This window comes from Pseudomonas sp. m6p (assembly GCF_055760375.1).
This window is the reverse complement of the sequence record NZ_CM147084.1, coordinates 2,263,943-2,278,915: the sequence shown is the minus strand read 5'-3', so window position 1 is coordinate 2,278,915 and position 14,973 is coordinate 2,263,943. Positions and strand designations below refer to the sequence as shown.

Below are 14,973 nucleotides of genomic sequence, written 5' to 3'. Positions count from 1 at the left end.
AAGTCAGTAGACGGGGCTGCCACGGCGGTGATGGTGCTGCTATGCCTGATTTGGGGTGGCCAGCAGGTAGCAATGAAGGCGGTTGCTGGTGACATAGCACCTATCATGCAGGTCGCCGTTCGCTCCGGAGTCGCTGCAGTCTTGGTCTGGCTGATCGGAAAATGGATCATGCGGGAGGTATGGTTACCAAGCGTCTGGTGCCGCTCTGGGTTGGTCGTGGCCGTTCTGTTCGCTGGTGAATTTCTGTTCGTCGCGCAAGGATTACGCTGGACAAGTGCTTCGCACATGGCGGTTTTCCTTTACACGGCTCCCTTATTCGCCGCCATTGGTCTGCACCTACGCTTGCCGGAGGAACGTCTTAGTGCGATTCAGTGGTTTGGTATGTCTTTAGCGTTCGCAGGGATCGCCATCACCTTTCTCATGCCACGCGATGGGACAGCCATTCAAAGCACCAACGCAAACAGTCTTCTGGGTGACCTGCTGGGCTTGTGCGCGGGCGCTGCCTGGGGATTTACGACGGTCGCGGTGCGTACCAGTCGCCTCAGTGAAGCACCGGCAACCCAGACCCTGTTTTACCAACTGGCAGGCGCCTTCGTCTTTCTGCTGCCCTTGGGCCTGCTGACAGTCCAGAGTTCGATGACCTTTACATCCGGCGCAGTCGCCAGCCTGGTTTTCCAGACACTAATCGTGTCAGTGGCAAGCTACTTGATCTGGTTTTGGATGCTTCGTCGCTATCTCGCTGCCCGCCTTGGAGTGCTGGCCTTCATGAGTCCGCTGTTTGGCGTACTGATGGGATATCTGTGGCTCGGAGAGCAGACAAGCTTCGGATTTCTGCTGGGCGCAAGCCTGACCATTGTCGGCCTGCTCGTGGTGAATCTCAGCAAAGCGGTCGAGCAGACTGGAGACGAGAGAAGTTATCCGACACCTCCAAATCGCGAGGAGAAAATGCATTTATGAAGACGTTAATAGTGTTAGCGCATCCAGAACCACGGTCTTTCAACGCTGCGTTAAAAGACGTAGCTGTCGAAACGCTGCGCGAACTCGGTCATCAGATTCAGGTGAGCGATCTCTACGCGATGAATTGGAAGGCTGAGCTGGGCATTGGTGACTTCCTCGAGGATCGCGCCGATGCTGACTATCTCGATCTTTCCCGCGAGCAAGAACATGCGTTTGCAAACGGTTCCCATACCGACGACGTGAAGGCTGAGCAATCGAAGGTCATGTGGGCTGACCTGGTGATTTTTCAGTTTCCTGTGTGGTGGTTTTCGATGCCCGCCATTCTGAAAGGCTGGGTCGACCGGGTATTGAGCCGGGGATTCGCATACTCATCAGGGCACAAGTATGGATCGGGACTACTTAAGGGAAAGAAGGCCATGCTTTGTCTAACCACGGGCACCGCAAGCAGCCTTTATACCCCGGCGGGCATCGATGGCGACTTGCATCACGTACTCTGGCCTATCCATAACGGCATTTTGGCCTATACCGGTTTCACAGTTCTTCCCCCGTTCGCTGCATGGATGCCGGCGCAGCTCAGCGATGACGAACGTCAGCAATATCTGAATTCATATGCCGATTACTTGCGAAGCCTGGAAGCGGTGCAGCCGCTATTTTTTCACCCCCGTGAAGACTATGACGACAACCAGCAGCTGAAGCCTGGGATTGAAGGCCGCTCTGGTGTGCAGTGGAATCCATGTGCAGGACAGAGTTTTGAACAGGCTGCATCCCATTTTTCGGTGCAACCGAAGTCCAAAATCTAATTCTGGCAGGAGAGAAATCATGGCAGTCATCATGCTGGCAGGCACCGGAAAAATATCCAATGCGATTGCTCAGACATTGGTTCTGACGGCAGGCGCGACCGATTCAATCTCACTGGTAGTGCTGGGCCGCAAACTTGAACATGCCGAACAAACTTTAGGACAAGCTCAAGCCATCGCGAGCTGTTTGGGTAGGAAAATCACGGGCGAAGCTTATGCCGTGGACTGGCAAGATCCGCTAAGCATACGGCCCGCTCTCGAGCGATGGGAACCGGATCTCGTGGTGCAGATGGCCAGCGAACAGCCGCCCTCCGAGTTGGGTAACGATGATGCTTGGTCTCAACTCGTTACAGACGCCGGTTTTGGTATAACACTTCCCTTACACTTGCCGCCGCTACGCACCGTCTGCCTTGCAATGGAGTCTCTGGGTAAGCGCATACCTGTTCTCAACGCGTGCTTTCCTGACCTGGTAAATCCAGTCGCTGCACGGCTCGGCTGGCCTGTCGTAGGAGGTTTCGGCAACTTGGCGACGGTGGCCGCTATTGTTCGGGCGCAATGGCCTGCTGTCGAGAATGCCCGCTTCTTCGGATGCCACCATCATCTATCAAGATTTCTGAACAAAAACCTAGAGCTTGAGCACATGCCCCGGTGCTTTACGGCACACGACGAAGTAACGCCTCTAGAGCTGCTGAAGGTTTTACGTTCCGCTCCCAAGCCTGCCGATATCAGCACTCTCACAGCGGCCACCGCAACATCCATGATTAGGGCGCTATGTGGTTTGGATGCTTATTGGAAGGGCATTGTTTCAGGGCCACAGGGCAAGGTCGGTGGATTCCCTGCTGAGATCAAGTCGAAGGCGTTCGAACTTGACGTCGAAGGGCTGGATTTTCCGGCACTGGAGCAGTGGAACATCGCTCAGGAGAGCGGTGACGGGGTGTTGGTCAATCAAAATCTGGAGTACACACCGGCTGCGGTTGAGCTGATCCGTCGTCATGTTCCGCACTTCAAAGCATCATGGTCAGTCGATGATATCTCGATCAGCACGCTAATGGATATGACCAGACAGCTCAAGAATCGCTTGAAGTCGCTAGGCTAGACGATGGCTGGGCAGGCTTGACGCGACTGGCGCTGAGCGACTGAGCTACGATCATTTATTCGTCAGTCGCTAGAAAGTGATCAGGATGGAAGGCACGCCAAAGGCTAAGAATTCAGCCGCTGATATGTTGGACGAAGTCATTACCAGAGAGTCCCTGTTCGAGCAGGCTTGGACGATGCCATTGACCAAAATTAGCTCGCGCTACGGAGTCTCCTCCAGCTATCTCACGAAGGTCTACATCAGCCTGAATATTCCAAGACCGCCCGTTGGCTACTGGGCGCAAGTCGCGGTAGGAAAAGCTAAAGGTCGCCCGGTCTTGCCTGAGGCTCAACCAGGCGATTCAACTGTTTGGAACAGAAATGAAGCACCGCTTCAGGTTGCGCGATCCTCACCCATAAAACGAAAGCAAATGAGCCGGAAGGCACCGCTCAACTCTGACATGCAACCTCGTAGGCACCCACTTTTACTGAGTATTGAAGATCACTTCAAGAAAGTGCGGGAAAGCGAGAACGGCTACGATAGGCCTACAAAACGTGCGATGGCGGATTTAATAGTAAGCCGCAGTGGGGTCACTCATGCGGTCGACTTCGCAAACCAGTTGTTCCTCGCGTTTATGAAAAAAGGCCTTACGGTTACCTTGAGCGATCCTGCCGAGCGCATGAGCCGCAAACCAGTTGCATAGGGACAAGCCGTCATCGAGATACGTCTATCCCTCGCTTTGGCAGCCCCAACGTCCGACAGTGGTTCATGTTGGAAGCGTTGTTTTTGGTTTGTCCATTTACGAAATCAGTGAATACGTTGAAGTCAAAAGCGTAGACAAAAGGTTAGTCCGGCTGGGTTCGCGTCCAGAGAGAAAACGCGTTGCCCCCTATCGAAACGAATGGGTAATGAGCGCCGACATGCCCAGCGGTCGGCTGTGCCTTCAAGTTTACTCCCCGTACTATCGGGCAGAGTGGGTTCAGAGCTGGAAGGAAGACAAGCCTGGCGATCTGATCAGTAAGATCCCAAGCATCGTGAAGCTTTTGATCGCTGAAGCTCCAGGGCTTGCGGAGAAAGTGAAGCTTGAACGGGAGAAAGCCGAGCTCGAGTGGCAAAAGCACCAATTACAAATGGCGGAATGGAAAAGAAAAGAGGAGGAGAAGCGCCAACTCAAGGCTATACAGGAAAGTCGCGAGCAACTGGAAGCCGTAATCCAGACGTGGGCAAAAGTGAACAGTATTCACGCATTTTTCGCCGATATCGAAAAGTCAGCACAACGATTGGATGGTGTGTCGAGAGAGGCGGTCATGGAGCGGCTGGCCAACGCGAAGGAATTGATCGGCGACCTTGATGCGTTAAAGCACTTCGCTGACTGGAAACCGCCACTCCTCAAGGGCGGTGAGTAGAACGCCAGCTTTTACAGTGGGTGGGTGCGCGTGGAGTTAAAATGTGAGTGCGGAAGAATGGCGTAGCTGCTGAAAATCGCAACCTCAAACAGGAACAGCGAGATGGAACGACCTTCTTTTTTCATTGATTTTGAAGCTTCTGGAATAGCTCCTGAGAGCTATCCGATTGAAGTTGCCGTCGTGTCGAGTGAGAACTCCTTCAGCTCGCTTATCAAGCCAGTCCGGTACTGGACGCACTGGTCGTTTGATGCGGAAGACATGCACGGTCTCTCTCAAGATCAGTTACATCAGCAAGGTGATACCCCAGACGCTGTGGCGAGATATATGAATAAACTGTTTTCAGGGCAGGTGCTTTGCAGCGATTCACCGCAAGACGGGTTTTGGCTAGATGTGCTTTTCGAGGCCGCAGATCTGATGCCCACCTTCGAGTTGAAGCCTTTAGAGGCATTTGTAGGCCGAAAGGCCGCCGATGACATTTACCGCCTGCTACCTACAACTAAGCGCCACCGAGCTCTAAATGACGCAACTGCTTTGATGAACGCCTGTCGTGCTTTTTTCGAAGCTTAAGCTATCAAAGGGGTGGATATGATGGGCGTACATTCGATGCATTCCTGAGATCTGATACAGGAGCAGCCCTCTAACGCTGTGTGGGGGCTACTTTCTTATCGATCAATCTGGTTGGCAATGACGCGATTGGCGGGAGGACAGGGGCAACGTCTACGATTGTCGAGTCCTCAAAATGGAATCTGTGATGGCTTGAGCATTGGCATACAGCGCATCCTTGGCGGACACCGCAGGAACCCCACCACTGCCCACGCCATGTTCATCCCTCCGCTGGCTCAAACGGTGCCGGCAATCGCAGGTTCGCCGGCGATCAATCATGCGTTCCGACGAGTGAGTACAATGGAGCTGCGGCCAATTCATCGGCTATCGCTCCGGAGCAGACCCCAAATGAAGCAAGCACTTTTACGACTCTCGATGAATGACCATGGCCGAGACTTTGTAGTCGGTGATATCCATTTCAAAACCATCGAACTCCACAAGGGGCTTCGTGCACTTGGGTTTGACAGTGCGATTGATCGGGTCATAGCTGTAGGCGATCTGATTGACCGCGGGCCTGGGATGCTGGATGGCCTAAAACTGCTCGGTGAACCTTGGTTCTTTTGTGTACAAGGCAATCACGAGCAGATGCTGATAAACGCTTACCGTGAGAACCCACAAGCACGCTACAGCTCCCACGGTGCGGGATGGTGGGCAACGATCGCCGATGAGTCGAAAGGAATGGTCATCGAGAAGCTGGAACGTCTTCCCACCGCCATAGAAATCCAGTCCGCACGTGGCCTGGTCGGTGTCGTTCATGCCGATGTGCCGGCAGGGATTTCTTGGCAGGAGTTCGTTGGGAGTCTAGACAATGCTCAGATCGAAGAGATCGCTCTGTGGGGCAGGGAACGGATCATCAAGCATTATCGTGACGGTGTTCCAGGCATCTGGAGAGTTTGCTCGGGACATACGTGGATACCGAAACCGCTGAGACTGGGGAATTTTCTTGCGCTTGACTGCACGGGAGGAGGGGACGGCCCCTTGGCAATCTACTGTGTCCAAGAAGACACTATCTATGTTGACGGGCGTCCTGTGTCGCTTGACAGCGCAGAGAGCATTTCAGAGCAGCTGCAGGAGCTCGAGAACGTCATCAGTCAGCTTAAGACAGAAGTGAATGGCAACAGGTTGATTGAATCGCAGAGCCTTAGCCGAAAGGCTGAAGCGTTGGCCAAGCAGGCAAACTCATCGTGGATCACCAGCAGAGATGAGGACGCCGAATCTGAGAAGCTCATTAACGCGTTGCACGGGCTTAGCTTACTTACTGGCGAGCGCAGAGGTGCCAAGCTTGATGAGCTAAAGGCAAGGTACAGTGGAACGCAGACGGAGCAGCTGCTTCAGCGGCTATTCGGCGCCTGATTTACTGTTCTGGGCTTCACAAAATGGATCTTCAGGACGCTTTTGCCACACAAACCGAAAATATATATTTTCCCCGCCCCCTTGAAAGTAAAATTTCAAACCGGAGACCTTATATTTGAAAACAAACAAAAAGCGACATTCTCCAAAAGTCTCCCGTTTTTTTTGGCCTGCCTTGAGCTGTGGGGCAATCGACCCGATTGCCTTGCTGTTGCTCTATGGGCTTGCGCTCTTTTTGCTTTTGATCTTTTGGCTTCTGTTTTCGGTGTTCTCTGCGTTGGAATGCATGATGGAGGGCGACGAAGCCAGTGTTGTATCTGCTATTCGCACCTTTGCGACGTAAGTCGCGGCTACTTTTTGATTCCAAAAGACATCAATTTTGTTCGAAAAAAACCGGCCATATGCCATCTCCAATTTGTAGGTGATGATCCCGCATTTGAAAGCGCCTTAGCTCGCCGACATCTCAAAGACTTTGGCCCAGTCGCGATTCGCCAGTTCCAAGCAAACATTGGGCGCTCCACCAAAGCATCGTTGGCAAACCTTGAGCATTTCTAACTCTGTGCGGTACCGAATGGTGTAACCCGATTCGTCGAGCAAAACGCCTTTGGCACCAATCAGCAATGCGTGCCCCGCGACTACGTCATGGGCTGACACAGGATACAGAGACAGGCCACAGGCTCCGTCACCAGCAGCAACCTTAGCCAGCCTGTATGCAATCGATGGCATCGGGTAAAAACCTGCCGGCGCACAGAGCTCGCGATTGGTCTGCGGTTTGTTGGCGGCTGCAGCGCTCACCATCACCAAGCTTCCGTCCGTAAGCTCCTGCTTCGAGAGGTCTACATAGACGGGAATTCCATTTCTAAAAAGGTGATCCATGCCTTGCGCCCAACTGATGATGTCTGGACGTCCGCCAGGTGTAACTGGTGCATGTACTACGCCCAAAATGGGATGATTGTTGTGAAGCAATCCTACTGAAATTGCTGATCCATCTAGTCCTTTGAGGAAATCACTGGTGCCGTCGTTCGGGTCAACAACCCAGCAGAAGGAGTTGCCGGAAAGTACGTGGCCGGTCTCTTCACCCCACCAATCGCATGGCAAAATTCTCAGCAATTCCTCACCGAGAAATACCTCGATTTCGACGTCGATTTCAGCTTTATCACCGTATCCCCTGCGGCCTCCCGGGCGGACGCATTCCTTTGCCAATAAAATGCCTGCCCGTTCCACAACCTTAATCACCTGGGGAAGAATCTGCTGCATTTGTGTGTTGATCATGGCGACCTGGCGAGCTAATGGGGGGAGGAGTGTAAGGGGAGGCAATTTGTGCCTAGGTAGATAGACAAGGCTCCTACCCATCTTACAGGAGCTGCGAACCAAGCCATCGACTGAGACGATGATCTTGAACGCTTTCCAGCTTGTTGACTGCTGAACACCCATTTGAGAACCATATCCCCGGTCGCGCGGAAGTGGTCAGCCATATAGATCTGGCGATCGATCTTCAACCCCGCAGTTCGAGCTCATCGGTAGCGTTCAAGATACCCGTGTCACCAAAGCAAAATCTCGTGTCGGGGTAATGGATACCAGCAAGCGACACCTTCGCCTCACCGACCTCGCTGTTCCAATATGCTAGGTAAGTGCCATCCGCCCGAAATGGCGTGAGGTCTCGGGAAGTTTATGGCTGCCTTGCCGGTGATGAAGTGCTCGTAGGTAACCCTACTCAAGTCAAGATCGAAATTACGCATTACTTGACCTCTTGGGCTTTCCAACGGTATGGCACAACCGCAGGCGTTTCTGCCGCCTGATTACGTGGCGATGAACAGCGTTTATTCAGCGAAACAGAATTCGACTTGCTGGGACTTCGTCACTGAGCGATGACTTTGGGGCTTTGAAGAGAGACGTCGCGCTGGCAACTCATCACGCGACGAAATCGCCAGATTTTTGAGAACTCCCTCGTGGCCTAGGCTCGCAAGTTCCTCTTGGGTTCGACGCAGCAAGGCGTCAACGGACTCTCCCGACTCAGCGCATAGGGTAATGGCGACCAGGGTCATAGGACTTACTCTGAGCGGGCCGCTCAAAGCCGTTATCATCTCCAGCGTGGGGCTTGACTGGGCGCGCTCTAGTTTCGAAACGTATGTTCGACTGCTGACTTCCGCTAGATTTCTCTGGGTCAATCCTTTGCCCGCGCGCATCGCTTTTAGCACAGCAGCAAAAGCAATTTTGAGCGTCATAAACACGTTCCTAATCAGCCAGTCTTTTTGAGCGTGGTTGCGCTTTATGAGACATTTTAGCCATGTGGAGCCAATCACGGTATGTCGATTGGAGTGGCTTCGCTTACCAGACAAGGTTGGGGTTCCCGCGCCGCCTCTCTAGCCTCTCGCAGTCTTTGCTCAGCGTACATCGCCGAGTCATCCTCAGGCAGCGGATAGCCGGCCGCTGATAGCGCCTTTGCTCGCTCTTCGATCAGCACGCGCTCAGGATCTCGAGCGGACTGGTAAGCCCTCCCTTTTACCCGTTGAGTTTCATCCAATTTGCGACTCCTCAGAGGCTGAGTAGAAACCAGAGCAAGTTTTACCAAGGATAGGCTAAGAGAAGTATCAAATTCTTCTGGGCCGTGACACCAAAAATCAGCTGGGAGTGTGGTGGCAAGCGGAGCGCGCAGGCCGAGAGGCCGAGGCGCGAGGATGGAAGCCCTACGGGCCAAGACGCCGCCCTGGCGGGTGGCTTGGTTTACGACAGCCGTCCCCGGCAGGGGCGCGCACCAAAACTAACTTCAATCAATCGCCGACCCACTGCTGCATTCCGATCGTAAGACATAGCACTCCCAACGAGGCTTGATTGCAGCACCGGTACATACCAACATCAGGGCTTCAGCTTCCTAGTTTGGAGGACTTATGAGTCGTGATGAAAAAGACACGGTGTACTGCAATGTTCAAATGCCGATGGCCAAGGGGAGGGAGCTTTCGCGGTTAGTAGCGGAGCTTAGAAAGTCAGGTGCTCATCCCGAGCTAGACTCAGTCTTTGAAGAAATACAGCACGAGCTCAGCTCGTCAATCGAGTTCGTGGAGGAGCAACTCTCCGGCGCTGGCGGATTTGGCCGACGGTCACATTGAAATAGCTCAGCCAACGAAGCCCTCGACCTTAAGAAGAGGTCAGGGTGTCCGCATTAAGGAGGAGAACCTAATGTCTAGCGGTGCTGTTGATCAGAATCTGCGTGATCGAGAGAAGATCAGAAGGAAAGCATTGTGGTCACTGACTCATCTTCGGCCAGGCGATCCCAAGGCCACTCCAATCGTGTCTATGCTCGACGAAATCGCACGCCAAGATGAAGCCGACAGATTGCTGAGAGATATGGCGAAAGTAGAGGATCTTCGCGACCTTGTCGTTACCGAACCTCGCTCGAGCGGCCTTCAAATTGTTCGAGAAGAGAGCATTCCAGAACCGTGGCGGGAACGATTTCTACAAGCGAGTATCGGTTCGACTCGACTCGGAGCGGGGCCTTATCTTCACGACTTGGAGAAATTCGTCCATCTCTGGACGCAGGAGATTCAGCACCTGGAAGCTCATCGCTCTGCCATCGATAAATATCTTTAGAAAGTATCTCAAGTTTTTCGAAACGCATCCGTTTGTACTTACAAGAGCATACATAAAAGGCGTTTCAATGAAGCTTCATCCGACTTCAAAAGCATCTTCTGATTTTCGTCTTTGTAGAGAGTTCGACTGCTGGCGCGGCCTAGATTTTGACGAGAAATACAAATGCGCAATCGAAGTGCTACCGTCGGCGCGGATCATGATCGAGCTAGACATCGTGAGGCTCAGTGTCACTCCTGACGTCGCACAAGAGATTTCATCATGCCTCAGAGAAGCACTGGCAATTGATGGTGATGAGGAAAGTGATCAATCTGACAGAGAAAATCGACCGACTGGATTGTTCAAGATTCGCAGGACGACTGGAATACGCGGCCTTCAGTATTCGGCTTCTGGCGAGATTACGATTGAAGACGCGGCCGAAGACGTCTGTGAAGGTTCACCTTCAGGCACCACGTCAATCGTGGTCTGCACAATTGAAGGTGGGGGTTATGAGTTGGTATTTCCTTTTATGTGTTACTCATTCACTGAAGATGATGCGTTCTGGCTGAGCGAGGGCTTGCTTAGGGCCTGCCAAAAAATCGCGAAGCCTTAAATCGAGAGATTTACCGCACAAAATGACTGCAATGACAACGTCAAGAGGTCAAGCAGCCAGGAACAAACTTCATCCATGTCGGCCGGACGAAATCCAGGCGGGTTGTATGCGTCCGGCGCAGCGGTTAGGAAAATGCTCTTATGGAGCCCCCTTTTCATAGAAGTCGGCGCGAGCTACATAGAGGTGTTCGACTACCACTTACGCCAGAGGGTCAGCTCGTGAAGAAAATACGAGCCTCGCTGGCGTTTGTTCGGTGGCGCAGGCGAGGATGAAAAGCAGGTCAGCCTACTCTTGATAAGGCTCCAAACTGGCTGGCCACCCGGTATCCCTATTTCTTAACCAGTTCTTTGTACCGTTCTCGAGAGGCCAGAATTTGGTCTCTGAGCTCTTCAGGATCAATTTTCATGCCGCCCCGAGGGGTGGTCTGCAGCGTTTTCAAGCTGTTCACCGCTTTGATGAATTCTCGTTCTTCAGCCTGTATCCATTCAGGACGTTTGTCTTTCCAAAATGACCATAACATCGGGCTAACCCCACCACTGATTGGATGGAAGCAGTATGTGGGAGCTTCAAGTAATGTCCAAGCCGAGAAGTGACTTAGGTCATCGTGCAAGCGGAGCGCGCAGACCAGGAAGGTCGAAGGCATGAGGATGGAAGCCCGCAGGGCCAAGACCCATCGATAGACGGGGCTTGGTTTACGACAGCCGTCCCCAGAGGGGCATGCCCCAAAAATAGGATCTAACGGTTATCGAACCGCGCGCTGATCGTTCGTACGAGAAGCTACACCCATGGCGTAAAGATCATAAGTCTTTCGCAACAACAATTCGTCATCAGACGATACATGCGCATGCATGAAGACTGTCGACAAGAAACGCTTCCGTTCGCCATTGCCAATCTCAGACCAAACCCTTGGTTGCCCTTGAGCATCTGGGACTGCCAAGCGATCAAGAAGGTACTCTTCAAGGCTATGCAACCGCTGCAAGCCATCGATCAAAATATCGCTGCTCTCAGCCATTGCTCGCCCCGCAACCGAATCACACCACTCATTAGTGAGATAGCTTCCGAGATCCCCTCCAGACCACACAGAAACGATGAACCGAGCCTTTTGCCCCAGATTCCAGACTACTGGGCGATGCCAAGACGGAACTGGAATGCCCATTACGAAGCCCGCAGCCCAAGGGTACTTCTCTTGAGCCGCAGATGGCTCTACCAAGTGTTTTTCCCAGCGAGAAACGAGGATATCAATCGGATATTGATTGGTGCTGGTTGCCAAAATTTGACGTGGCATTCGGAGGCTGGGATCTGAAATTTCGTCATCCGCGTAGCGCTGAAATTTGGAAGTCATGAATGTCCTTGGAGGAGGGGAGTGCTAAAGGTGGACGAACCATTGGTGCGAATAAAATGACGCCGCCACTCATCAACGATTGAGATGATCAGTAAGTCACGCTCTGTTGAGATTTCGATTTGCTCACCGTCGACCAGCGCTTGCGCATAGCCCTCAGCGAAGGCTGCAGCTCTGTCAAAGTCGGAAGGGGAATCAGAGGACGCGATGTAGCTGACCAAGCGCTCCCACGCCATGCGTTGACGATGACCCTGGATGGTCTCGGCAAACGGCACGACGCCTTTCAGGGAGCGTGCAAATACGATCGTTGGTAGGTTCAAAACCGGTTTCTCTAGATGTCATAGATATGAAAAACGGTTCGTTTTGAGAAACCTTGAGCCGTATAGGAAGTTTTTTTGTGCCGACGCAAACAGGCGCTAACCGGACGCGAACGCGTGGACGTGCTAATGGCACTCAGATATCCACCGGGCCAGACCGGAAAGCTGCGGGCCAAGCGGCGAATCTTCTTCGGGCACAAAGCGGCGTAAAGCCCTTGGCAAGACTTAGAACCTAAAAGGGCACCAACCCTGTAGCTGATCAACAAGACTCTTGATCGGTCGAGGGCATCAGGCCGCAGCGATCGGGTGTGGCGGTTCCTGAAGATGCTTGCCGAGCAGAGCGGGGGAGACGTCCATGATGCGTACCAGTATTGGGCAGGCGAGGTAGTCAGGAAGCATCGTATCGAGTAGCTTGCGGCATCGCGGCTCAATCGACAGGCCATTGGGCACGTACTATAGCTCCTCGTGTGATGGACTTACGAGGCTATTCGAATTTCACGTTCGATTGTAAAAGGAATTTATTTATGGCTGTTCCCGCCGAGTTCAACGCCGCACAGTGGTTCTCCGATAACACCGCGGGCGGCTCGCGCCTTACCCCTGAAACTCAGCATTCCATCGCTGACTTCACCACCATGTGGAATTTCTTCGAGGGGAATCTGTGCCGCAATGAGGGGAATATCGCTGCCTTCGAACGCGTTGCAGATCTGTATCGACCGAACGCTGATCAGCATCAGGGGGTTTGTGGTTGCGTGGCCTTCTGGCGGTCTCGCTATGCGAATGAAGAGGGCATACTGCCCAGATTCGACAGATTGGAGTTTCGCGCTAGAGATCGCAGGGTGTTGGTAGAAAGTGTTCTATTGGGGCAGAACGATGAACCGCATGATGTGCTGCTGGCAACGCTCATCATTATCTACAGGCTGCGAAATAACCTCTTCCATGGGCTCAAGTCGCTCGACACACTCAATGATCAAGTTGAGAATCTCAGGACAGCCACGTACTGCTTGTCCATTGTTCTGACGGCAACACCTTCACATCTCGTCAGACCTCAATACGCTTAATCCGGCTTTGGCGGCACGGTACTGCGGTGGCAGTGTGCCGCCTACGCCAAGAACAAATCATCAGCCTCAAATACAGAGCGAATGAGTGTTATGCAGCTGCAGGATCTGCTTGCTAAAGGATATTTTCCAATTCAGCTACCGGTGGGATTCGGCACGAAGCGACTCGCGGACAGCATTGAGCAGATCAAGGCTGTATGGGACGGCGCGCCGGGGAAACAGGCCGGCGCTTCTCAGTCTGAGAAATTCTCGGTCGCTAGATCCTCCTACAGCAGGCGCACAACCTCGATCCCTAATCCTGTTAGTTTCTATGCCTTGGCTAAGGAGATCTGTGAGTACTGGCCTCAGATCCGGGCTCATTACGATAAAAGCGAAATCTCTCGCAGCATACCCGGCACCGACGGTAGTCTCAGAGCGATCGAGCTGACGAAGTTCAGCGACTTGTATGAGGAGCGCGTATGCCAATCTGCAGGGGCCCGTTACGCGCTGATCACCGACATATCGAGCTATTTCCCAACTGTGTACACGCACACCATCCCGTGGGCACTGCACACCAAGCCGGTTGCCAAGGCGAACAAAACCAAAAAAACTCCTGAATTTTTTGGAAATATCCTTGATGGTCGTTGCATGGGGACACAGGATGGCCAAACCATTGGCTTGCCTATTGGCCCCGACACTTCCCACATCATCGCGGAAATCATCGGGGTGTCGATTGATGAGGCCATCTGCGCTGAACTGGGTGGATGGCCGAAGGGGTTTCGCTACGTCGACGACTTCACTTTCTTCTTCAACAAACGTGAGGAAGCTGAGAGGGCTCTGGCAATCATCATCAAATGCGTCAGTGCTTACGAGCTCCAGATCAACGCCTCCAAGACGAAGATCGTCGAAGTGCGAGAGCTCGTCCAGAAATCCTGGAAATACAGCCTCAAGAAACTGACCGTCTCAGCGAAAAAGCGTCAGCAGAAAGACGATATTCACCACTATTTCGAGATGTTGTTCTCACTTGAATCAAGGTTCAAGGACGAGAGCCTAGTCAAATATGGCCTAAAGCAGCTGTCCTCATCCATCGTCAAGAAGTCCAACTGGGCGATCGCCGAAGCGTACTTTCTCAAATGTGGGTATGGATTTCCCAACACGTTGCAGGTAATTACCCAAATCCTCGCGACCTACCATCGCTATGGTTATCCATTGAATATGAACGCGCTCGGCGCTTTCAGCCGAAATCTGTTGGAGTTGGCTGCCGCCGCGAATCACCACAGTGAGACTGCCTGGCTCCTTTGGCTGTGCAAGGAGCTCAGCATCCATCTTGACGCCCCTTTGATCCGTCAGGTGCTTCAGATGGAGAGCTCCGTATGTTCGCTCATCGCTCTGGATCTCATTCATTCAAATTTAGTCGACGGTGAGGTAGATCTTGCGGCTTTAACGGGTCTACCGCTCACAGATCAGGCACTCAAAGGGAACAACTGGTTACTGGCTTACGAAGGGGGTCGCCGGCTGTGGCTCGGAAATCCAGATATCGCTTTCATAGAAGCCGACCCCTGCTTCGCAGCACTGCTAAACGCTGACGTTAGCTTTTATGACCAGGAAGCCAGGCTACCCGCTATATTCCAAGTCAAGATCGAAGCAGCGGAGGCTATTGATTTCGACTCGGATGACGAAATCGACCGTGATTTCGAGTTTGACAGTATGGATGAGGAATACTTCGATTCGGCTGTAACGGATACTGATGAGGAAGGCGAGGAGCAGGGCGCGGCAGCAGCCGGTAAAGGAAATCTAGCTGTAGATCCTGAAGCACCAGATGATTGGTGAGTCTTGCATAGACGGAAGTTGTGAACTGGATTCGTGGCTAATGCTGGTCTAGTGCATCCAATGCCTTCCTTGTACATGCTCGCCTATA

At 52.8% G+C, this 14,973-nt stretch carries 18 protein-coding genes; 13 read left to right on the top strand and 5 right to left on the bottom strand.

Annotated elements, in window-relative coordinates:
- Positions 1-30 precede the first annotated feature (30 nt).
- From ACYZUM_RS10220 to ACYZUM_RS10185, 8 genes are all read left to right on the top strand, one after another.
- Positions 31-957 (top strand): DMT family transporter, encoded by a 927-nt coding sequence (locus ACYZUM_RS10220; RefSeq protein ID WP_200892975.1) that lies wholly within the window; start codon positions 31-33, stop codon positions 955-957.
- A complete protein-coding gene (locus ACYZUM_RS10215) occupies positions 954-1,757 on the top strand; it encodes an NAD(P)H-dependent oxidoreductase (protein ID WP_042559195.1) in 804 nt (267 codons plus the stop codon). Before ACYZUM_RS10220 ends, ACYZUM_RS10215 begins: the two co-directional genes overlap by 4 nt.
- Positions 1,758-1,776: 19 nt before the next feature.
- A complete protein-coding gene (locus ACYZUM_RS10210) occupies positions 1,777-2,850 on the top strand; it encodes a hypothetical protein (RefSeq protein ID WP_042559194.1) in 1,074 nt (357 codons plus the stop codon).
- An 85-nt stretch (positions 2,851-2,935) separates the two neighbouring features.
- Complete coding sequence (locus tag ACYZUM_RS10205; protein WP_235378401.1) at positions 2,936-3,532, top strand: hypothetical protein; 597 nt, start codon at positions 2,936-2,938, stop codon at positions 3,530-3,532.
- A 205-nt stretch (positions 3,533-3,737) separates the two neighbouring features.
- Positions 3,738-4,235 carry a hypothetical protein gene (locus tag ACYZUM_RS10200; RefSeq protein ID WP_235378400.1) on the top strand — a complete coding sequence of 166 codons (498 nt, stop codon included), beginning with the start codon at positions 3,738-3,740 and terminating at the stop codon, positions 4,233-4,235.
- 102 nt (positions 4,236-4,337) lie between these two features.
- Positions 4,338-4,802, top strand: coding sequence for a 3'-5' exonuclease family protein (locus ACYZUM_RS10195; protein ID WP_052491538.1), 465 nt, complete (start codon positions 4,338-4,340; stop codon positions 4,800-4,802).
- Between the two features lie 384 nt (positions 4,803-5,186).
- Positions 5,187-6,191 (top strand): metallophosphoesterase, encoded by a 1,005-nt coding sequence (locus ACYZUM_RS10190; RefSeq protein WP_042559193.1) that lies wholly within the window; start codon positions 5,187-5,189, stop codon positions 6,189-6,191.
- Between the two features lie 115 nt (positions 6,192-6,306).
- Positions 6,307-6,531 (top strand): hypothetical protein, encoded by a 225-nt coding sequence (locus ACYZUM_RS10185; RefSeq protein ID WP_042559192.1) that lies wholly within the window; start codon positions 6,307-6,309, stop codon positions 6,529-6,531.
- Positions 6,532-6,635: 104 nt separating this feature from the next.
- Here the strand turns inward: ACYZUM_RS10185 and ACYZUM_RS10180 are convergent, their stop codons facing one another.
- Together ACYZUM_RS10180 and ACYZUM_RS10175 are read right to left on the bottom strand one after the other, a co-directional pair.
- On the bottom strand, positions 6,636-7,460 hold the full coding sequence (locus ACYZUM_RS10180) for an inositol monophosphatase family protein (protein ID WP_042562083.1): 825 nt from the start codon (positions 7,458-7,460) through the stop codon (positions 6,636-6,638).
- Positions 7,461-8,008: 548 nt separating this feature from the next.
- On the bottom strand, positions 8,009-8,374 hold the full coding sequence (locus ACYZUM_RS10175; RefSeq protein ID WP_235378447.1) for a helix-turn-helix domain-containing protein: 366 nt from the start codon (positions 8,372-8,374) through the stop codon (positions 8,009-8,011).
- A 702-nt stretch (positions 8,375-9,076) separates the two neighbouring features.
- On the opposite strand from ACYZUM_RS10175, the gene ACYZUM_RS10170 reads away from it, so the two are divergent.
- The 3 genes from ACYZUM_RS10170 (at position 9,077) to ACYZUM_RS10160 (ending at position 10,365) form a co-directional block, all read left to right on the top strand.
- Complete coding sequence (locus ACYZUM_RS10170; RefSeq protein ID WP_042559189.1) at positions 9,077-9,295, top strand: hypothetical protein; 219 nt, start codon at positions 9,077-9,079, stop codon at positions 9,293-9,295.
- 70 nt (positions 9,296-9,365) lie between these two features.
- Positions 9,366-9,776: a hypothetical protein gene (locus ACYZUM_RS10165; protein WP_042559188.1), complete on the top strand. Its 411-nt coding sequence runs from the start codon at positions 9,366-9,368 to the stop codon at positions 9,774-9,776.
- Between the two features lie 67 nt (positions 9,777-9,843).
- Complete coding sequence (locus ACYZUM_RS10160) at positions 9,844-10,365, top strand: hypothetical protein (RefSeq protein WP_042559187.1); 522 nt, start codon at positions 9,844-9,846, stop codon at positions 10,363-10,365.
- Positions 10,366-10,693: 328 nt separating this feature from the next.
- Here the strand turns inward: ACYZUM_RS10160 and ACYZUM_RS10155 are convergent, their stop codons facing one another.
- The 3 genes from ACYZUM_RS10155 to ACYZUM_RS10145 all read right to left on the bottom strand — a co-directional run bounded on the left by ACYZUM_RS10155 (position 10,694) and on the right by ACYZUM_RS10145 (position 12,024).
- Complete coding sequence (locus tag ACYZUM_RS10155; protein WP_235378399.1) at positions 10,694-11,008, bottom strand: hypothetical protein; 315 nt, start codon at positions 11,006-11,008, stop codon at positions 10,694-10,696.
- A 99-nt stretch (positions 11,009-11,107) separates the two neighbouring features.
- Complete coding sequence (locus ACYZUM_RS10150; protein ID WP_042559186.1) at positions 11,108-11,707, bottom strand: hypothetical protein; 600 nt, start codon at positions 11,705-11,707, stop codon at positions 11,108-11,110.
- The gene (locus tag ACYZUM_RS10145; RefSeq protein WP_052491537.1) at positions 11,704-12,024 is read right to left on the bottom strand and encodes a hypothetical protein; all 321 of its coding nucleotides are present in this window, start codon (positions 12,022-12,024) and stop codon (positions 11,704-11,706) included. Before ACYZUM_RS10145 ends, ACYZUM_RS10150 begins: the two co-directional genes overlap by 4 nt.
- Positions 12,025-12,545: 521 nt before the next feature.
- Here ACYZUM_RS10145 and ACYZUM_RS10140 point away from each other — a divergent pair.
- Positions 12,546-13,079, top strand: coding sequence for a hypothetical protein (locus ACYZUM_RS10140; RefSeq protein ID WP_052491536.1), 534 nt, complete (start codon positions 12,546-12,548; stop codon positions 13,077-13,079).
- 90 nt (positions 13,080-13,169) lie between these two features.
- Positions 13,170-14,885: an RNA-directed DNA polymerase gene (locus tag ACYZUM_RS10135; protein ID WP_052491535.1), complete on the top strand. Its 1,716-nt coding sequence runs from the start codon at positions 13,170-13,172 to the stop codon at positions 14,883-14,885.
- The last annotated feature ends 88 nt before the right edge of the window (positions 14,886-14,973 follow it).